The following is an 18,733-nucleotide window of genomic DNA, read 5'->3' as shown; positions in this document are numbered from 1 at the left end:
GTTATGAAGTTTCTTAAAGACAAGCAGACGCGTCACGACTTTGTTACGTACGCCATGTGCCTTGTGGCGTTCGCCATCGTGTTCTTTATGCAGTCTAACCACATGATTCCGCGCATGATCGCCGGTCAGCTGGTCCCCATTACGGCCTATATCGTCATGGCCATTTCCCTCAACCTCGTCGTCGGTATCGCGGGCGACTTGTCGCTGGGCCACGCGGGCTTTATGAGCGTCGGCGCCTATACGGGCATCGTCACCGCCGTCGCGCTGGAGAGCGCCGTTCCCTCCGATCCGGTGCGCCTTATCATCAGTATCGTGGTCGGCGCCATCGCTGCCGCCATTCTGGGCTTCTTGATTGGCATCCCGGTCCTTCGTCTGAGCGGCGATTACCTGGCTATCGTGACGCTGGCCTTTGGCGAGATCATCAAAGAGATCGTCACCTGCCTCATTGTGGGTGTCGACTCCCGCGGCCTGCACGTGATCTTTAACATCACGGGCAACTCTACGATCGACGACCTGCACCTGCTCGAGGACGGCACCGCCATCATCAAGGGCGCCCAGGGTGCCTCGGGCGTGTCGACGTACTCGACCTTCCTCGCCGGTGCCATCCTGGTTATGGTCGCGCTCGTGATTGTACTCAACCTGGTTCGCAGCCGTACCGGCCGTGCCATTATGGCCGTGCGCGATAACAAGATTGCAGCCGAGTCCGTAGGCATCTCCGTCACCGAGTACCGCATGATCGCCTTCGTGGTTTCCGCTGCCCTCGCCGGTGCTGCCGGAGCTCTCTTCGGCGGTAACTTCTCGCAGCTTTCCGCCACCAAGTTCGACTTCAACACGTCCATCCTCATCCTGGTATTCGTGGTCCTGGGCGGTCTGGGCAATATGCGCGGCTCCGTCATCGCGGCGGCGTTGCTCACGGTGCTTCCCGAGCTGCTCCGTCAGTTCTCGGACTACCGCATGCTCATCTACGCCATCGTGCTGATCCTGGTCATGATCTTTACCAACAACCCGCAGCTCAAGGCGTTCTTCGCACGCATTAAGGACCGCTTTGCTTCCAAGAAGGAGGTAGCAGCCGATGCCCAGTAAGTTTGAGTTCAACAAGGGCAAGATGGTCCCGTATCCTTCTGGCGCCATCGTTCCCGACCGCGACCTGGGCCAGCGCCCGGCGCTCGAGTGCATCCACTTGGGCATTGAATTTGGCGGCCTTAAGGCAGTCGACGACTTTAGCCTGACCATCGGTAAGACCGAGATCGCCGGTCTGATCGGTCCCAACGGTGCCGGTAAGACCACGGTCTTCAACCTGCTCACCAAGGTGTACCGGCCCACGCACGGTACTATCCTGCTCGACGGCGAGGACACCTCGGGCAAGTCCGTCTACCAGGTCAACCGTATGGGTATCGCCCGTACGTTCCAGAACATTCGCCTGTTCAACACCATGACGGTGGAGGACAACGTTAAGGTCGGCCTGCACAACCAGGAGCGCTACTCTGGTTTTGAGGGCGTGCTGCGTCTGCCGACGTACTGGAAGCACGAGAAGGCCGCCCACGAGCGCGCCATGGAGCTGCTGTCCATCTTTGATATGGAGCACCTGGCAAACGAGCAGGCCGGCTCGCTGCCTTACGGCGCCCAGCGTCGTCTGGAGATCGTCCGCGCGCTTGCCACCAACCCCAAGCTGCTGCTGCTCGACGAGCCTGCTGCCGGCATGAACCCGTCCGAGACCGCCGAGCTCATGGAGAACATCGTCAAGATTCGCGACACCTTTGGCATTGCCATCATGCTTATCGAGCATGATATGTCGCTCGTCATGAATATTTGCGAGGGCATTTGCGTGCTTAATTTTGGCAAGGTCATCGCCAAGGGCACGGCCGAGGAAATTCAGAACAACGACGCCGTTATCGAGGCATATCTGGGCAAGCAGGATAAGGGGGAGAACTAAATGGCAGAGCCGATGCTTTCCGTCTACAACATCAACGTCTGGTACGGCGCTATCCACGCCATCAAGGACATCTCCTTTAACGTCAACGAGGGTGAGATCGTGGCCTTGATCGGTGCTAACGGCGCCGGCAAGTCTACAACGCTTAAGACTGTCTCGGGCCTGCTGCGTTCCAAGACCGGCTCCATCAAGTTTATGGGCGAGGACATTACCCATACGCCTGCCGACAAGCTGGTGGGCAAGGGCCTGGCCCAGGTGCCCGAGGGCCGTCGTGCCTTTTTGCAGATGACGGTCGAGGAGAACCTGGAGATGGGCGCTTACACGCAGCCCAAGTCCACGGTGGCTCCGGGCCTTGAGCGCGTCTACGAGCAGTTCCCTCGCCTTAAGGAGCGCCGTCGCCAAGTCGCCGGCACCCTTTCGGGCGGCGAGCAGCAGATGCTCGTTATGGGCCGCGCCCTTATGAGTAACCCCAAGCTGCTCATGCTTGACGAGCCTTCCATGGGCCTGGCGCCGATTCTGATTGAGCAGATCTTCCAGATTGTCGAGGACCTGCACAAGGCCGGCACCACGGTGCTTCTGGTCGAGCAGAACGCGCAGATGGCGCTCTCGATCGCCACGCGTGGCTACGTGCTCGAGACCGGCAAGATCACCATGACCGGCACCGGCCAAGAGCTGCTGCACGACGACAACGTGCGTAAAGCTTACTTGGGCGGCTAGGCGGTTCCGCCGTTCTACCGAACGGCGGACCAGTCGACGCTGCGCGGGCGCCCTGATCGACGTGCCGAAGCTCCTCACCCTTGGGGCTATGCCGCGGTACGAGGCCAGGTGGTCATGGTCCGGGAACCTCGCGATGTCGAATGACACCGCGAGGTTCGCCGCCGTCCTCGGCGGCCTCGGCCCCCGAGTGGGCGATCCCCACGCGCTAACGCCTGCAAACAAGGGGATCGCCAAGACGCCGCCGGGCACCTCCGTCATAGACGTGGAAGTGCGGCCGCGCTGAAGCTCTGCGCGGTGTCTGCTCGCTTATGTGCGCATCACGAAGGAAGACCAGATCGGTGAGCGGGATTGGCCCGAAGTCGAGAGATTCCCATCAGCCTCTCGTCGGTCGATGACCGGTTCACCACGCAGGAAGAGCGTGACGGAAGGTCTCGCAAAAAGGCTCCGAGCGCGGCGTGCTCATGCCCGTCGTGGTGCGCCCGAAGGGGGGCGGCTGCTACGAGCTCGATCATTTGCGAGGAGAAGACGAACCAGTCGTTGCAGATCCAATATGGATCTCGCCGACCTCGGCAAGCTGCTCGATGAGTGGAAGCCCTGTCGGGTCGTCTATTTCAACACCACCCAGAATGATGGTGTCATCGCGCAGGTCGATCTGCGTGTTGAGCACAGCGAGGTTAAAGCCGGAGGCCACAAATCCGATAGCAGCCAGGACGAGCCCCGTGGCAACAAGCCCACCCGCTACGGCAAGGTAAATCTTTTTTACGCTGGACATGTTTGCACTCCTTCCTATGCCGTGAGCGGCGCCGCTTCGGCGCCCATGCGGCTCTTATTGCCTCGATCTTTCCAGAAGGGCGAAACGGCTTTCTTCGCCCAAAGGGCAGAGAGGCGCGCGATCTGCTTGGACGCCGTCCAGGCGCCGGCTCCCGTGAGGAGCGCCACACCGATGGAAGCGAATCCCATTCCCATCGAGGCCAAAACGTACGGAACATGCCCGATAATGATGCCGTCCACGGCGAACAGGAGCCCTACCAGGCCCGCGCCCCCGAATGCCGCGGCCACGATCCACACGCAGAGCGCAAGAACCCAAATACAGATGTAGACTGCAGCGGCAACGGCGACGAACGCGAGCAGCAGCGGAATCCATACCGGAGAGCCCACGATGGCGAGCGCCCATAGAAGTGCCGTGCTCTTGCGCTTGGTCCTCGCGATCGCGCGCGGCACGGCGGGCAGTTCGTCGAGCGTTGCCTCGGCGACCTCACCGGGCGTGCCCATGGCGGCCACAGCCTCGGCCTCCGTCATGCCGTCCTCCATACGGTCGGCGATGGCCTCCGCGTAGAACTCCTGCGTTTCCTTTACCTGATCTGCCGGCAGGCAGGCCAGAAGCTCGCCCAGCCGGTTCAAGAACTCATCGCGCGTCATGGTGCGCCCCCTCCACGTAACGGTAGATCTCCTGCACGGATGGCCATTCGGCGAGGAACTCGGCGATACGCTCGCGCCCGGCGTCCGTGATGCGGTAGTACCTCCGCAGCCGCCCGTTGTGCTCGGCGGAGCGCGCGGTGATGCAGCCCGCCTTCTCCAGGCGCTTGAGCAACGGATAGAGCGTGGATTCCGTGAGCCCCATACTCGCGGGCACGTCCTTCACGATCTGATAGCCGTAGGATTCCTCGCCCGAGACGGCCGCGAGCACGCAGGCCTCGAGGAAGCCGCGCTTCATCTGTGCCTCCATCCGCACACCTCCTTTCGTAGTATACTGTGTAACACCTACTATATGACATATAGTATATGATGTCAACAGTTGTCGTATAGGGAGTCCGGTCTGTCTGTCCCCTGCGGGTACTCATTGGGGACGTACTTAAATGAGTACCCATCGCTCAAGGTGGCACCTGGGGACGTTCCTTATGTGCCGGCACTTTGGGACACTCCTTGTCAAGGTTTTGTTCCATCGTGCGGGTTGCTATTTAACGTGCGACAATGCCGTGTGGAAATCGAAATGTCTCCTGGGGGCTATCTATGCTGTACGAGTTTTGTGCCGAGAACTTTGAGCGTGTGCCGGCGGCTATCGATGCCGGTGCTAAGCGCATCGAGTTGTGCGACAACCTTGCCGTCGGTGGTACCACGCCCTCGGCCGGCGTTATCAGCACTACGGTCAGCTATGCTCACGAGCATGACGCGCGAGTGATGTGCATGATTCGCCCGCGTGGCGGTGACTTTCACTACAACCAGGACGAGCTGCGCATGATGGAGATGGACTTGGGTCTTGCCGTGAGCGCCGGCGTTGACGGCCTGGTCTTTGGCTGCTGCAAGCCCTGTGCCGGCGGCTGGGCGCTCGACGAGCTCACCCTCGGCGCCCTCGTGATGGCTACGGGCTGCGCGACCGAGGAGTGCAAGCGCGGGGCCATCGATATCACCTTTCACATGGCCTTTGACCAGCTCTCGCTCGAGGCTCAGCTCGATGCCATTGACACGCTCGCCGACTGCGGCATCACGCGCATCCTGACGCATGGTGGTGCTGCCGGAACGCCGATCGAGGACAACCTGGAGCACCTGTCGCGTCTTGTCGAGTATGCGGGCGACCGCCTGACCATTCTTCCCGGTGGCGGCATTTCCACGGCCAATCGCGATACCGTGGCGGCGGCACTGGGCGTCTCCGAGCTCCATGGCACCAAGATTGTGCCGCTGGAGGTATAACCCGTGGCGCTGGTATTTGACGTTCAGCAGGCGAGCGGCAAGCCCGACGATAATCGTCGCCCTGGCACCGCGTGCCCCTTTTGCGACACGGAGGGGCTCGCCAACATCATCGAGCGCGATGGTGACTGCATCTGGCTCGAGAATAAGTTCAAGACCTTGCGGGCCACCCGTCAGACCGTATTGATCGAGTCGGCCAATCACGACGCCGACCTGGTGACCTATGAACCGGATGAGCTGCATCATGTGATGCGGTTTGCCCTGGGCTGTTGGCAGCAGATGATCGATTCCCAGCAGTACCGCAGTGTGCTCATGTACAAGAACAAAGGCCCGCTTTCGGGCGGCAGCCTCGTCCATCCGCACATGCAGATTGTGGGCTTGGAACAGGAGGACGACTATGCGGCGCTGACCTCAGCCAATTTTGAAGGCATCAATGTCTGGCAACAGGGGAGAATCTCGGTCAATATCTCAACCGAACCGATCATGGGGTTCTTTGAGGTCAACGTCTCGGCTCCGCAGGGAATCGCCGCCAGCGATGACGCACGAGACCAAGCCGAGGCGGATCTCTTTGCCGATGCGATCCAGGTAGCTCTGCGCTATATCCTAAACGGGCACCACGGTGGTCGCGCAGAGTCGTACAACTTGTTCTTCTACCACATGGACGGCCGGACTATTGCCAAGGCGCTGCCGCGTTGGGTGGTTTCGCCCTACTTTGTGGGCTATCGTCTGGCCCAGGTCAATGCCGAGACCACGCTCGATATCGATGCTGAGCGCCTACGCGCGCAGCTGGAAACGCTCGCATAGCAAGGCGAACGCCTGCGAAAAGTGTGCTGCCTAGCGTGCCATCGCGTCGCGGCCGGCTTCGACCCGCTTGCGCTGTTTGGCGCGCTCCTCGCCGGTTAGGCGCTCAAAGAGGTGCCCGATAATCGAGGCCAGCACCTGCTGAAACAGCGTTCCGCACATGACGGGGAACACGACTTCGCCCGGAAAGTACTGCGTGGCGATGACGGCACCCGAAGAGATGTTACGCATGCCGCAGGTAAAGCACATGGTAGTCGTCTCGCTATATGGCAGATGCAGCGTACGGGCGACCAGAAAACCGACGACAAAGCCGCTGATGGCGAAGACCAAAATAAAGAGGGCGACTTCCAGGCGCACCGTGTTCATGTGCAGCACGTAGTCGCTCATGGCGGTGGAGTTGGACGCGATGACACCCATCATCATGAACTTGCAGGCGGGCGAAAGCGCGGGGGAGAGTTTCTCATGACCCCAGCCGCGCGTGAGTTCGTTAATGACGATACCGAGCACGGCGGGGATGGCGATCATAAAGGCCATGTCTTGCATCATGCTCGGCACGTCGATCGAGACGGTGGCGCCCAGCAGGAGCTTGAGCGTAAGAGGAATCGTCACAGGTGAGATGACCGAGGACGTCAGGATGATGGTGAGCGCGAGCGGGCCGTTGCCGCCGAACATGCTAATCCACATAAAGGCGGTGACTGCCACGGGCACACTGTATTCGAGCACGATGCCGCAGACAAGGTTGGGATTGGAGCCAAAGAAGAGTGACCCCATGGCATACGCCGCGATGGGAATAAGCACCGCCGAGACGAGCAGCGCCAAGACCAGGTGCAGCGGACGGTGGAACACCTCGGCTACCTGGTGAAAGGTGTTGCTGAGCGCACCCTGAAACGTCATAAAGGCAAACAGGGCGGGAACGATGGGCTTGAGCACGCCGATCTGCTGGGGAAAGAGTACGCCGAGCGTCACGCAAATCGGAACGATGACCCGCATGTGCCCCGCGAGAAACTTGCCCAGTCCAACCCATTGCTTCATATGCTCTTGTGACTCCCTTTGCTCGTGAATCCGTTTTGAATGGATATGCTAGACGCTCGCGTGCGTCCGTGCGTCAGAAACGCTCGATTATTTCGAGGCTATTACCGGCATCGTTTACCGAAACCGCGGCGTGCTGCGGCGATTTGCGTCCGCGCTGCACGGTATAATAAATCCGTTCAACAGATCTGCCTGCCGAAGCGGGCATACACAGAGGACTCATCGCTATGAACCGTGAGAGGTATCGCGGCGACCTGCCCCTATCGGGGGTGGGTGCCTATGTCATCGCTTAAGACGACGCATCGCTGGGCGGTCGCTCAGCAAAACCCCGAGCTCGAAAAGGAGCTTTCGGCTGGCCTGGGCATACCCGGGCTGGTGGCGCGCATTATGGTTGCGCACGGCATTACATCCATCGAAGAAGGCCAGCTGTTTTTGACGCCTTCGCTCGATCGCGACTGGGCCGACCCACTCATTATCCCGGGCATGGCGGTCGTTGCCGACCGCGTCGAGCGTGCCATTCGCAACCACGAGCACATCGCGGTCTTTGGCGATTTTGACGTTGACGGTATTACGTCGACCTGTCTGTTGACCGAGGCACTGCGCGCGTTTGGTGCCGATGTCACGCCGTTTATTCCACATCGCTTTGACGAGGGCTACGGTCTTTCGCGCGCGGCGCTCGACCGCGTTAACGAGCTCGCTCGCCCCCAGCTGATCGTGACCGTTGATAACGGTATTGCCGCCAAGGAAGAGGTCTCCTATCTGGAGAGCCTGGGGATCGATTTGGTGGTCACGGACCATCACGAGCCCTCCGATCAGGTGCCGCAGGGCGTGCCCCTGACCGACCCTAAGCTCGAGGACGAGGGCCCTTCGCGTGAGCTTGCCGGTGCCGGCGTGGCGCTCAAGCTGGTGCAGGTTTTGGGTGAGCGTCTGGACAAGCCGTCGTATTGGCGTTCGCTGATTGAGGTTGCGGCGCTGGGCACCGTGTCCGACATGATGCCGCTCACGCCCGAGAATCGCGCACTGGTCGCCGAGGGCATCCAGCAGATGCGCGTGACCGCCCGTCCCGGCTATATCGCGCTGGCCGCGCTCGCCAAGGCCGACCTCTCTAGCATTACGGCCGACGGCCTGTCGTTTTCGCTCATTCCCCGCTTAAACGCTGCCGGCCGCATGGCCGATCCCAAGCTGGCGCTCGACCTGCTGCTTGCCCGCGATCCTATTGAGGCAAGCGCGCTGGCGGCCGAGCTCGAGGAGATCAACCGTCAGCGTCGCGAGATCGAGGCGGAGCTCACACGCGATGCCATGGCAAGGGTCGAGGAGACCTATGATGGCGGTCGCGCAATCGTCGTGGGTGGCGAGGGCTGGCACGAGGGCGTCAAGGGTATCGTAGCGAGCCGTCTGACCAACCGTTATCACGTGCCGGCGCTGCTCTTCTCGATTGAAGACGGTATCGCTCGCGGTTCGGGTCGCTCGGTGGGTAAGGTCAACCTGTTCGACGCCGTAGAACGCTGCTCCGATCTGCTGATTCGTCGCGGCGGACATGCGGGCGCGGTGGGCGTGACCATCGAGGCGTCCAAGCTCGATGAGTTCCGCCGCCGCCTTTCCGCCGTGCTATCGGAGCTTCCCGCCGAGGACTTTGAGGACACCGACGAGGTTGCCGCCACGGTCGACCTCTCCGAGCTGAATATCGAGACCATCGAGCAGATTTCTCGTCTTGAGCCGTTTGGCCAGGGCAACAAGGTGCCGCTGTTGGCGGCCGAGGGCGTGACAATGTGCGATCGCGCCGTGGTGGGCAAAACCGGCGAGCACATGCGCTTCGTGGCGACCGATGGCGCTGCGAGTGTGCCGGCCATTATGTTCCGCGTGCCGCAGATCGATAAGCTCATCAATTGCGATAGCGCTGTCGATTTGGTGTTCGAGGCCGTGGCCGAGCATTGGCAAGGTCGCGTAAAACCCAAGCTCATGATCAAAGATGTCTTGGTGCGCGATACCGCGGCGCCCAGCGTTGACGACCCGGCATGTGAGCTTCGTCGCGGCGTACAACCGGCGGATTCTGGCCTGCGCCTGGAGTTGCGTAAACGCGAGACGCTCGCCCAGCTTTCTTATACCGAGCTCACGCGCTCGCTTATCCATAGCTTTATCGGCTCGAACCAGCCACATCGCGCGCAGGTCGAGGCACTCGATGCCCTGGCCGATCACCAAAGTGTTCTGGCCGTTATGGGAACGGGGCGCGGCAAGTCTCTTATCTTCCATGTGCACGCCGCGCGCGAGGCGGTCCTTCGTGGGCGTGCGAGCATCTTTGTCTATCCGCTGCGTGCGCTCGTTGCCGACCAGGCCTATCACCTCTCATCGACGATGGCTGCGCTTGGGATTGGCGTGGGCGTGTTGACCGGCGAGACCGTGGAAGCAGCGCGCGATGACGTGTTTGCCGGCCTGGCTTCGGGCCGCACCGGCATCGTGCTCACGACGCCTGAGTTCCTGTCTATTCACCGCGACCGCTTTGCGCGCTCGGGGCGTATCGGATTTGTCGTTATCGATGAGGCGCATCATGCCGGTCTTGCCAAGGGCGGCGACCGCAGCGCCTATCTCGACATGCCCGATATCCTCAAGGCTCTGGGCGACCCGGTCGTTCTGGCCACGACTGCCACCGCAACGGCTCCGGTTGTGGCCGAGCTCGCCCGCGTGCTACCGATTACCCGTACGGTGGTCGACGAGACGGTGCGCGAGAACTTGCAGCTCGAGGATGACCGAGATCTTGCGAGCCGCGAAAACCGCCTGGTGTCAATCGTGGCGACGGGGGAGAAGACCGTCATCTACGTCAACTCGCGTGATCAGTCCGTGGCGCTTGCCAAGACGCTACGCAAACGCGTTCCCGACTACGCGTCGCATATCGCCTTTTACAACGCGGGCCTTACGCGCACCGACCGCCATCGCGTAGAGGAGGCGTTTCGTGACGGAAGCCTCAGCTGCATCGTCTCGACCTCTGCCTTTGGCGAGGGCGTCAACCTTCCCGATATTCGCCATGTCGTGCTCTATCACATGCCGTTTGGCGCGATTGAGTTTAACCAGATGAGCGGACGTGCCGGTCGCGACGGCCAACCTGCCGTGATCCACCTGCTCTATTCGTCGCGTGACGCTCGCATTAACGAGCGCCTACTCGACTGCTATGCGCCCGAGCGCGACGAGCTCGTCACGCTCTATCGCGCGCTGCAAACCATGTGGCGCTCCAACCGCGGCAAGACCGGGGACGATTCCTTTAGCGCGAGCGATATCGACATCGCGCAGATGTGCCTTGCCATCGATGCTCGCACGCCGGTCGACGAGCGCTCGGTGGAAAGTGGCCTGGGAATCTTCGAAGAGCTTGGTTTCTGTTGCGTCTCGGGGTTTGACGACACCCGTCGCATCGCGATGGCCGAAAACCCCGGCCGCGTGCAATTGAGCAGGTCAATTCGCTATTTGGAGGGCTTGCGCTCGCGCATGGAGTTCTCAGCTTTCCGGAGCTGGGCGCTCGATTCGTGCGCTTCTGATATGCTAGCCAAAGTTAACCGCCCGATCGTACCGCGGGCCTAGGGGAAGGGGACCTCGATGGATGCCGCAGCCCGTACCGCCCATGATTCCACCCTCCAGCCGTTCTCGGAGATGGAGCACTATAAGCATGCCGATGAGCTGCCGCCCGAGATTATGGCGGACAGCTACGACAAGCTGGAGCGCCTGTGCCTCAAATATATGAATGAGGACGACTTCTCTAAGGTGGAGCAGGCCTACTGCTTTGCTGCCGAGAAGCACTGCAACCAAAAGCGTCGCTCGGGTGAGATGTACATCAACCATCCCGTCGAGGTGGCCATCATTTTGGCCGATCTCAAGATGGACTGCGATGTGGTGTGCGCCGCGCTGCTGCATGATACCGTCGAGGATACCGAGACCTCGCTTGCCGATGTGTCCGGCCTGTTTGGCGATACGGTGGCCGAGCTCGTCGATGGCGTGACCAAGCTCACCAACATCGAAGTCGATAGCATGGACGAGAAGCAGGCGCTTACGCTGCGCAAGATGTTCCTCGCCATGTCCAAAGACATTCGCGTTATCATCGTCAAACTTGCCGACCGTCTGCACAACATGCGCACCCTTGCGGCCCTGCGTGAGGACCGTCGCCTGTTTAAGGCCCGCGAGACCATGGACGTGTATGCGCCCCTGGCCGACCGTCTGGGCATGAGCTCCATTAAATGGGAACTCGAGGACCTGTCCTTCTTCTACCTTGAACCCGACGCCTACCAGCGCATCGCACGCATGGTGGCGGAGTCGCGCGAGGTCCGTGAGCGCTATCTGGCCGAGACCATCAAGACACTCACCGACGAGCTCAACCGCATTGGCCTGGAGGACTTCCAGATCAACGGCCGTTCCAAGCACTATTGGTCCATCTACCAAAAGATGAAGCGCAAGGGCAAGGAATTCTCCGAGATCTACGACCTGGTGGCGCTGCGCGTCATCACGCATTCGGTGCGCGATTGCTACTCCACGCTCGGTGCGGTGCATACGCTGTGGCACCCCATGCCCGGGCGCTTTAAAGACTATATCGCCATGCCCAAGGTCAATAACTACCAGTCGCTCCACACGACGGTTATCGGCCCCACGGCTCGTCCGCTCGAGATTCAGATTCGTACCTACGATATGCACGAGCAGGCCGAGTACGGTATTGCCGCCCACTGGCTCTATAAGAAGTCGGGCGGATCGTCTGCGTCTAAGACCAATGATGCCCAGCGCTTGGACGACCAGATTAACTGGCTCAAACATTCGCTCGATTGGGCTGCGTCTGATGAGATCACCGACGCCAAGGAATACCTGCACTCGCTGAAGGTCGATCTGTTCGACCAGGAGATCTTTGTCTTTACGCCCAAGGGCGAGGTCATGGCACTTCGTGCCGGCTCCACGCCGCTCGACTTTGCCTACGCCGTTCACACCGAGGTCGGCAACCACTGCGTCGGCGCCAAGATCAACGGTGCGGTAGCGCCGCTCACGCACGAGATCAAGACGGGCGACCGCGTTGAAATCCTGACCAACAAGAGCTCCAAGCCGTCGCGTGATTGGCTCAAGATCGTCAAGACGCCTTCGGCCAAGTCAAAGATCCGCCGCTATTTTGCCGCCGCGACCAAGGACGACGACGCTGCCGCCGGCCGCGATATACTGGCCAAGGACCTGCGCAAGCGCGGGTACGGCATCTCTACGCCGCGATCCACGCGTGCGCTCAACGCCGTGGCGGAGCAGTTTAATTACAAGCAGCTCGAGGACCTGTTTGCCGCCGTCGGCGCCGGCAAGGTTGCCCCGCGCGCTGTGGGTAACAAGGTCGAGCAAATCTTGGACCCCAAGCCCGAGGAGCAGCTCTCCAAGGCCGAGGCTATTGCCGAGGTCGTCAAGCAGCCTGCCCGCGGTTCCAACCGCAAGCCGCAAAAGCGCGGCAAGAGCGCCAGCAACGGCATTATCGTCAAGGGCGAGAGCAACAGCGGCCTGCTGGTCCGTCTGGCGCATTGCTGCAATCCGGTGACGGGCGACGACATCGTCGGTTTCATCACGCGCGGTCGTGGCGTTTCGGTGCATCGCGCCAACTGCCCCAACGTCAAGGGTCTTATGGAGCATCCCGAGCGCATGATCGAAGTGGAGTGGGACGGCGCTGCCGACACCCTCTTCCAGGTCGAGATCGTGGTCGAGTGCCTGGACCGCATGGGCCTGCTCAAGGATGTCACCATTGCCATTGGCGACGCGGGCGGCAATATCCTTTCTGCCGCCACGTCGACCAACCGCGAGGGTATTGCAACCCTGCGCTTTATGGTCGAGATCTCGGACGCGAGCGGTCTGGATCCGCTGCTGGCCTCTATCAGCAGCGTCGACTCGGTCTACGATGCGCGCCGCCTGATGCCCGGCGAGGGTGGAGCCCAGCTTAAGCGCCGCGTTTAGTCGCGACGAACGTGTCACATTATTGATATTCGCTACGCTCGAGGCATCGTTTGATGCCTCGAGTTCTATAGAGAGGAGAGGGACATGAGTGCTGTGTCCTTGGATTTAACTCCCAAGGGATCGGTCGAGATTGAGACGCTCGTAAACGGTCCCATTCAGACCAATAGCTATGCTGTTATTTCGGACAATGAGTGCGTGATTATCGACCCCGCATGGGAAGGCGAGCGTTTGGTGGAGCATATTCGAGCCGAGCATCCCGGCGTACGCGTGCTTGGCGCCGTATGCACTCATGGCCACGCCGATCATGTTGGTGGTGTTGCCGGCGTGCGAACCACCGTTGGCGAGGGCTGCCAGTATGAGCTGTGTGCTAAGGATGTGACGGTGCCGCATGCGAACATCGAGGAGCAGCGAGCTATGTGGGGCATTGAGACGCCCGACCCCGGGGAGCCGACGCGCCTGCTCGCCGAGGGCGATGCTATCGAGGTGGGCGATATCTGCCTGCAGGTGATCGAGACGCCGGGGCATACGCCGGGTGGGATCGTCTTGTTTGCTGCCACCGAGCAGGGGAACATTGCCTTTGTGGGCGACACGCTATTCCCGGGCAGCCACGGCCGCACCGATCTTGCCGGTGGCGACGAGGCAGCGATTCTGCGCTCGCTCTCCAAGCTCGCCCGGCTTCTTCCGCCCGATGCCGTTTGCCTAACCGGCCATGGCGATTCGACCACCATGGCACGCGAGCTCATGCAGAACCCTTTCATGCAGATGTAGCTTAATAGTCGGCTTTTGAAGCACGAGAAGCGTCCAAACGTCAAGCTATTTTCCCCAACGGGTCGATTCCGTAGGGCAAACGGTCAAAAAAGTCTGTTTGGACGATATTCGTGAACAAACGAACGTTTATGCTCGGGTGCGCCGTGGTAAAATCTCAGGCGTTATCGGAGCAACCTTACAGGAGGTTTCTTTTATGCTCGTCAACGCAGCAGACATGCTCAAGAAGGCTGAGGCCGGCAAGTACGGTCTCGGTGCCTTCAACACCAACAACCTCGAGTGGACCCTGGCTATTCTCCAGGCCGCCGAGGAGGCCAAGTCTCCGCTGATCCTTCAGTGCACCGCTGGTGCCGCTAAGTGGATGGGCGGTTTCAAGGTCTGCGCCGACATGGTCAAGGCTGCCGTCGAGGCCACGGGCGTTACCGTTCCCGTCGCCCTTCACCTCGATCACGGTTCTTACGAGGACTGCTTCAAGTGCATCGAGGCCGGCTTCACGTCCATCATGTATGACGGCTCTCACGAGGAGACCTTCCAGCTTAACCTCGACCGCACCAAGGAGCTCGTTGAGCTTGCCCACTCCAAGGGCATGTCCATCGAGGCCGAGGTCGGCGGCATCGGCGGCACCGAGGACGGCGTGACCTCCAGCGGCGAGCTCGCTGATCCCGCTGAGTGCAAGCAGATTGCTGACCTGGGCGTCGACTTCCTCGCCTGCGGTATCGGCAACATCCACGGCGTGTATCCCGCCGACTGGGCTGGCCTTTCCTTCGAGCGTCTGGGCGAGATCAAGGCTCAGACCGGTGACCTGCCCCTCGTTTTGCACGGTGGTACCGGCATCCCCGAGGATCAGATCAAGAAGGCCATCTCCCTGGGCATCTCCAAGATCAACGTCAACACCGACCTGCAGCTCGTCTTCGCCAAGGGCGTCCGCGAGTACATCGAGGCTGGCAAGGATCAGCAGGGCAAGGGCTTTGATCCCCGCAAGCTCCTCAAGCCTGGTCGCGACAACATCGTTGCCCGCACCAAGGAGCTCATGGAGGAGTTTGGCTCCGTCAACAAGGCGTAAGCGTCGTTAAACTTCCCGCCGGAAGCCCCGTCCCCCTACACTGTTTCCTTTGCGCTCACCTGGCTTTGCCAGAAGTCACGCCAAGGAAACAGTTCCGGGGGACGGGGCTTCCTTCGTTTAACGCCGCAGGGTTACGAGTCTGAATTAAGGTGGCTACTGGCTTCGCCAGAAGTCGCGCAATGGGAAAAGCTCCGGGTGAACGGGGCCTCCTTTGTTAACTCGCTACAGGGTTACTGGGCTGAATTCATTTTTATAGGTACCGTTCAGCGGCGTTGATGGCTCCCTTGTTGGGGCTTTCTTTCTATCTCGTTACAATGGACTCCAGGAGTTCGAATGACTTGGAGTTTGGTGTGGCTGTTATTGATGTGCTGCCTTCGGATGGGAAGGTTATTGACGAGGGTCCTGTTGGTTGCTCTGTTGATGTTTGCTGTGATGATTTTCGCCATCTCGATATTGGGCTACCGCCTGAGATTCTTCGTCTTAAGGATGCCGGGTATTTGACGCAGGCTGTTGCCGCCTGCGATCGCCTTTTGGAGCAGAACCCTGAGCCTTCGCTGGCTGCCTGCGTTCGCGCCGAGCGGTATCGCATGATCGAGACGCCGCTTCATTTTTCGGTGTCGCGTGATCGGGCTATCGAGATGATCCGCGAGGAGTGGCCTGAGTTTACCGAAGAGCAGTTTGACGACCTGATTGACCGCAAGCGTATCGATTGGCGCTTTATCGATGGCGAGCTGTTCGTTCTTGACAACTTCCTTGATTCTTTGCGCGTGTATCCCAAGGAGGTTCCGGGTCTGCGTCCCGATTCTGCGGATGGAATTGCGCTGCGCAACCAGATGCTCGAGGAGATGGAGTCGCAGGGCGGGCTGTCTCGCACCATTACGCTTAAGGCATGCGTGTCTGTCCCCGGTGTTTTGGAGGGGGAGACCGTTCGCGCGTGGCTTCCCGTTGCCGCCGCCTGCCGCCAGCAGTCCCAGGTCGAGATACTTGATATGACGCCGGAGGGGGCCATTGCTCCTGCGAGCGCCTCGGCGCGTACTGCCTCGTGGGTCTCCTCGACCGATCGCACATTCTCGGTGACCTATCGCTATCAAATCGATGCCGCTTATCGCGATATCTATGGGGGTGCACTTCCAGCGCATCCCTGTATGGACGCGCCGTTGCCCGAAGATATTTCCGAGGACCGTCCGCACATTGCATTCACGCCGTATCTGCAGCAGCTGACGGCCGGTGTTGTTGACGGACTCGAGGATCCGCTCGATCGCGCCCGTGCTATCTATGATTACCTGACGCAGCATATCGACTATCGCTATCAGCCGCCGTACCTGCTTTTGGGATCTATTGCCGATGACTGCGCGCATTCGCTCCGTGGCGATTGCGGCGTTATGGCGCTCACGTTCATCACCATGTGCCGTATCGCGGGCGTGCCTGCCCGTTGGCAGAGCGGCCTGTATGTTGCGCCCGATTCGGTGGGGCCGCACGACTGGGCAGAGTTCTATACGCCGCAGACCGGTTGGCTCAACGCCGACGTGTCATTTGGATCTTCTGCTCGCAGGATGGGGGAGGAGTGGCGCCGCCATCACTACTTTGGCAATCTCGACCCGTGGCGTATGGTGGCCAACAATCGATTCCAGGCAGAGTTTGAGCCCTCTTTCGACGGCATGCGCGAGGACCCTTACGATAACCAGATGGGTGAGGCTTCGGTCGACGGTCGCGGATGCCGTCAGCGTGAGATGCTCCGCACGGTCGAACTCATCGAAATGCTCGAAGTTCCATTTTCGGACTAATCAACAGAAAGCTGTGATAAACTAACTCACGCATTACGTGCCCGAGTGGCGGAATTGGCAGACGCAGTGGACTCAAAATCCACCGTTGGCAACAACGTGCGAGTTCGAGTCTCGCCTCGGGCACCATACATGCAACTGAGCGTTCAAGGGGGTCAAGACCCCCTTTTTCGTGTACGTAATGTGATAGCGCACTATACGTGTTATTATTCGCAAGGCGTTGTTCCCGCAATGCCCTAAAGAGGAACCCGAGGGTTCCCACCTTTTGGCGCCAATGAGCAGCTGACTGGTCATACAACTTAGATTCCCTTCCTCGTATCGAGGATGTCTATGTGTACGACCTGGTTGCAAAGAAGCGCCGGGTTATTTTTTTATGAATGGAGGTAGGGAAAATAGCTAAGTCTGATGACACCCGCATCAACGACGAGATCACTGCATCTTCGTGCCGTTTGATTGGCGTCGATGGCTCTCAGCTCGGCCTGTTCGCCATCCGCGATGCCCAGCGCGTCGCTGACGATCAGGGTCTCGACCTGGTCGAGATCGCTCCCAACGCGGAGCCGCCGGTCTGCAAGGTCATGGACTACGGTAAGTTCAAGTACCAGCAGGCCATGAAGGCCAAGGCCGCTCGTAAGAACCAGTCTAAGGTCGAGGTCAAGGAAATGAAGTTCCGACCCAAGATCGACGTTGGCGATTACGAGACCAAGAAGGGCCACGTTCTGCGTTTCCTCAAGAAGGGCGCACGCGTTAAGATCACCATCATGTTCCGCGGCCGTGAGATGGCTCACCCGGAGCAGGGTCTTAACGTTCTCGAGCGTCTCGCCGAGGATCTCAAGCCTTACGCTACGGTCGAGTCCAAGCCTAAGATGGAAGGCCGTAACATGCTTATGCTGCTCGCCCCGATTAAGGGCGCCTTCGATGAGGATAATGCGGCAAGCGATACCAAGTAACTAGTGTTCTGTAACCGATTAAGGAGTATTTCATGCCTAAGATGAAGTCCCACAGCGGCACCAAGAAGCGTTTCCGCAAGACTGGCACCGGCAAGCTTATGCGCGCCAAGGCTTTCAAGAGCCACATCCTGAGCAAGAAGTCCACCAAGCGTAAGCGTGGCTTCCGTCAGGAGACCGAGATCGCCGCTGCCGACCGCAAGGTCATCAAGTCGCGTCTCGCCTAAGTTCGCGTTCCCGTTTTTCGTTTTACCGTCTAGGAGTTGATAGAACATGGCACGTATTAAGCGCGCTGTTGCCGCCAAGAAGAAGCGCCGTACCGTTATGCACCGTGCGAAGGGTTACTACGGTGCCGCTTCGCGTACTTACAAGCATGCTAAAGAGCAGGTCCAGCACTCCCTGCAGTATCAGTATCGTGATCGCCGCAACAAGAAGCGCGAGATCCGCTCTCTCTGGATCACCCGCATCAACGCTGCCGCTCGCCTGAACGACATCTCTTACTCTCAGTTCATGCACGGCCTGAAGGTTGCCGGCATCGAGCTCGACCGCAAGGTCCTGGCTCAGATGGCTTACGAGGACATCGAGTCCTTCAACGAGCTGGCTACCATCGCCAAGAAGGCTCTCGAGGCCTAATAGATTCTCTTGAATCGCTAGGGGAGTGTCGCGTGTGCGCGGCGCTCCCTCTTTTTATCTGAAGCGCGGTTTACATTGCTAAAAGCGCGGGTAGATAGACACTTACAGGTGACCGATCTCTATATATTCCTAAACCAAAGGGTCATCATCTGATACGTGCGGAAGATCCGCACCAGTCTTTCTATTAGCTATAAAAAGCGATATGTTGTGTAGGACTTGTGAAGAGTGGAATTGACGACCCACAGGGCTTCGCGGTCTGGCAATATAGCTCCTTGCCGCGCGGCCCGGTCGGACCGGATCAGCCGCCAGGCGTGCACCTTGAGAACCGGATACTGCGAGGATGGACACATTCAGTGTCGCATCCGGGCAGACATCGAACCATTTGAAATGGTCTAACTTGGATTTGTTTTTCGCAAGGCCGCCGAGAGGCGGCCCCGAGAAA

Annotated in this window: 17 protein-coding genes and 1 tRNA gene; 14 read left to right on the top strand and 4 right to left on the bottom strand. The window is 59.8% G+C overall.

Going from position 1 to position 18,733, the window contains the following annotated elements; all coding sequences use genetic code 11:
- Nucleotides 1–3 precede the first annotated feature (3 nt).
- Genes PMX70_RS04300 through PMX70_RS04290 form a run of 3 tightly spaced genes read left to right on the top strand, consistent with a single transcriptional unit; the run spans nt 4 to nt 2,647 of the window.
- On the top strand, nt 4–1,083 hold the full coding sequence (locus PMX70_RS04300; RefSeq protein ID WP_118405310.1) for a branched-chain amino acid ABC transporter permease: 1,080 nt from the start codon (nt 4–6) through the stop codon (nt 1,081–1,083).
- Nucleotides 1,073–1,933, top strand: coding sequence for an ABC transporter ATP-binding protein (locus tag PMX70_RS04295; protein WP_271742987.1), 861 nt, complete (start codon nt 1,073–1,075; stop codon nt 1,931–1,933). The genes PMX70_RS04300 and PMX70_RS04295 overlap by 11 nt, the downstream gene beginning before the upstream one ends.
- Entirely contained in the window at nt 1,934–2,647 is a 714-nt protein-coding gene (locus PMX70_RS04290; RefSeq protein WP_006234438.1) for an ABC transporter ATP-binding protein, read from the top strand.
- Between the two features lie 508 nt (nt 2,648–3,155).
- On the opposite strand, the gene PMX70_RS04285 is transcribed toward PMX70_RS04290, so the two are convergent.
- Genes PMX70_RS04285 through PMX70_RS04275 form a run of 3 tightly spaced genes read right to left on the bottom strand, consistent with a single transcriptional unit; the run spans nt 3,156 to nt 4,373 of the window.
- On the bottom strand, nt 3,156–3,419 hold the full coding sequence (locus PMX70_RS04285) for a hypothetical protein (RefSeq protein WP_271742986.1): 264 nt from the start codon (nt 3,417–3,419) through the stop codon (nt 3,156–3,158).
- A gap of 14 nt (nt 3,420–3,433) precedes the next feature.
- Nucleotides 3,434–4,066, bottom strand: coding sequence for a DUF1700 domain-containing protein (locus PMX70_RS04280; RefSeq protein WP_117655177.1), 633 nt, complete (start codon nt 4,064–4,066; stop codon nt 3,434–3,436).
- Nucleotides 4,053–4,373 (bottom strand): PadR family transcriptional regulator, encoded by a 321-nt coding sequence (locus tag PMX70_RS04275; protein WP_187362357.1) that lies wholly within the window; start codon nt 4,371–4,373, stop codon nt 4,053–4,055. The genes PMX70_RS04280 and PMX70_RS04275 overlap by 14 nt, the downstream gene beginning before the upstream one ends.
- 284 nt (nt 4,374–4,657) lie before the next feature.
- On the opposite strand from PMX70_RS04275, the gene PMX70_RS04270 reads away from it, so the two are divergent.
- Nucleotides 4,658–5,335 (top strand): copper homeostasis protein CutC, encoded by a 678-nt coding sequence (locus PMX70_RS04270; RefSeq protein ID WP_117736941.1) that lies wholly within the window; start codon nt 4,658–4,660, stop codon nt 5,333–5,335.
- A gap of 3 nt (nt 5,336–5,338) precedes the next feature.
- The gene (locus tag PMX70_RS04265; RefSeq protein ID WP_271742985.1) at nt 5,339–6,136 is read left to right on the top strand and encodes a DUF4931 domain-containing protein; all 798 of its coding nucleotides are present in this window, start codon (nt 5,339–5,341) and stop codon (nt 6,134–6,136) included.
- Nucleotides 6,137–6,166: 30 nt separating this feature from the next.
- On the opposite strand, the gene PMX70_RS04260 is transcribed toward PMX70_RS04265, so the two are convergent.
- A complete protein-coding gene (locus PMX70_RS04260; protein WP_271742984.1) occupies nt 6,167–7,165 on the bottom strand; it encodes a bile acid:sodium symporter family protein in 999 nt (332 codons plus the stop codon).
- Between the two features lie 276 nt (nt 7,166–7,441).
- On the opposite strand from PMX70_RS04260, the gene recJ reads away from it, so the two are divergent.
- From recJ to rplT, 9 genes are all read left to right on the top strand, one after another.
- Complete coding sequence (gene recJ / locus PMX70_RS04255; RefSeq protein WP_271742983.1) at nt 7,442–10,729, top strand: single-stranded-DNA-specific exonuclease RecJ; 3,288 nt, start codon at nt 7,442–7,444, stop codon at nt 10,727–10,729.
- A 15-nt stretch (nt 10,730–10,744) separates the two neighbouring features.
- Nucleotides 10,745–13,105, top strand: a complete 2,361-nt coding sequence (locus PMX70_RS04250; RefSeq protein ID WP_271742982.1) for a RelA/SpoT family protein — start codon at nt 10,745–10,747, stop codon at nt 13,103–13,105.
- Nucleotides 13,106–13,189: 84 nt separating this feature from the next.
- Nucleotides 13,190–13,873, top strand: a complete 684-nt coding sequence (locus PMX70_RS04245) for an MBL fold metallo-hydrolase (protein WP_271742981.1) — start codon at nt 13,190–13,192, stop codon at nt 13,871–13,873.
- Between the two features lie 193 nt (nt 13,874–14,066).
- Nucleotides 14,067–14,933, top strand: a complete 867-nt coding sequence (gene fba, locus PMX70_RS04240) for a class II fructose-1,6-bisphosphate aldolase (RefSeq protein WP_035137086.1) — start codon at nt 14,067–14,069, stop codon at nt 14,931–14,933.
- 350 nt (nt 14,934–15,283) lie between these two features.
- Nucleotides 15,284–16,717 (top strand): transglutaminase-like domain-containing protein, encoded by a 1,434-nt coding sequence (locus PMX70_RS04235; protein ID WP_271742980.1) that lies wholly within the window; start codon nt 15,284–15,286, stop codon nt 16,715–16,717.
- Between the two features lie 39 nt (nt 16,718–16,756).
- Nucleotides 16,757–16,843 (top strand) — tRNA-Leu (locus PMX70_RS04230).
- A 248-nt stretch (nt 16,844–17,091) separates the two neighbouring features.
- Entirely contained in the window at nt 17,092–17,661 is a 570-nt protein-coding gene (infC, locus tag PMX70_RS04225) for a translation initiation factor IF-3 (RefSeq protein ID WP_271742979.1), read from the top strand.
- Nucleotides 17,662–17,693: 32 nt separating this feature from the next.
- Nucleotides 17,694–17,885, top strand: a complete 192-nt coding sequence (gene rpmI / locus PMX70_RS04220) for a 50S ribosomal protein L35 (RefSeq protein ID WP_006234422.1) — start codon at nt 17,694–17,696, stop codon at nt 17,883–17,885.
- Between the two features lie 46 nt (nt 17,886–17,931).
- Entirely contained in the window at nt 17,932–18,291 is a 360-nt protein-coding gene (gene rplT, locus PMX70_RS04215) for a 50S ribosomal protein L20 (RefSeq protein ID WP_006234421.1), read from the top strand.
- Nucleotides 18,292–18,733: the final 442 nt, after the last annotated feature.

Origin of the sequence: Collinsella aerofaciens (assembly GCF_028206795.1) — a bacterium.
Classification (GTDB): domain Bacteria; phylum Actinomycetota; class Coriobacteriia; order Coriobacteriales; family Coriobacteriaceae; genus Collinsella; species Collinsella aerofaciens_AX.
The sequence above is the reverse complement of the archived record's forward strand: the minus strand, read 5'-3'. Positions and strand labels throughout refer to the sequence as shown.

Excerpts from the sequence above, each read along its gene's own strand:
- PMX70_RS04250 (WP_271742982.1), top strand. The coding sequence starts at position 10,745 with ATGGATGCCGCAGCCCGTACCGCCCATGATTCCACCCTCCAGCCGTTC.
- PMX70_RS04300 (WP_118405310.1), top strand. The coding sequence starts at position 4 with ATGAAGTTTCTTAAAGACAAGCAGACGCGTCACGACTTTGTTACGTAC.
- infC (WP_271742979.1), top strand. The coding sequence starts at position 17,092 with ATGGAGGTAGGGAAAATAGCTAAGTCTGATGACACCCGCATCAACGAC.
- PMX70_RS04275 (WP_187362357.1), bottom strand. The coding sequence starts at position 4,373 with ATGGAGGCACAGATGAAGCGCGGCTTCCTCGAGGCCTGCGTGCTCGCG.
- PMX70_RS04260 (WP_271742984.1), bottom strand. The coding sequence starts at position 7,165 with ATGAAGCAATGGGTTGGACTGGGCAAGTTTCTCGCGGGGCACATGCGG.
- PMX70_RS04290 (WP_006234438.1), top strand. The coding sequence starts at position 1,934 with ATGGCAGAGCCGATGCTTTCCGTCTACAACATCAACGTCTGGTACGGC.
- PMX70_RS04295 (WP_271742987.1), top strand. The coding sequence starts at position 1,073 with ATGCCCAGTAAGTTTGAGTTCAACAAGGGCAAGATGGTCCCGTATCCT.
- PMX70_RS04280 (WP_117655177.1), bottom strand. The coding sequence starts at position 4,066 with ATGACGCGCGATGAGTTCTTGAACCGGCTGGGCGAGCTTCTGGCCTGC.
- PMX70_RS04270 (WP_117736941.1), top strand. The coding sequence starts at position 4,658 with ATGCTGTACGAGTTTTGTGCCGAGAACTTTGAGCGTGTGCCGGCGGCT.
- rpmI (WP_006234422.1), top strand. The coding sequence starts at position 17,694 with ATGCCTAAGATGAAGTCCCACAGCGGCACCAAGAAGCGTTTCCGCAAG.
- PMX70_RS04245 (WP_271742981.1), top strand. The coding sequence starts at position 13,190 with ATGAGTGCTGTGTCCTTGGATTTAACTCCCAAGGGATCGGTCGAGATT.
- rplT (WP_006234421.1), top strand. The coding sequence starts at position 17,932 with ATGGCACGTATTAAGCGCGCTGTTGCCGCCAAGAAGAAGCGCCGTACC.
- fba (WP_035137086.1), top strand. The coding sequence starts at position 14,067 with ATGCTCGTCAACGCAGCAGACATGCTCAAGAAGGCTGAGGCCGGCAAG.
- PMX70_RS04285 (WP_271742986.1), bottom strand. The coding sequence starts at position 3,419 with ATGTCCAGCGTAAAAAAGATTTACCTTGCCGTAGCGGGTGGGCTTGTT.
- recJ (WP_271742983.1), top strand. The coding sequence starts at position 7,442 with ATGTCATCGCTTAAGACGACGCATCGCTGGGCGGTCGCTCAGCAAAAC.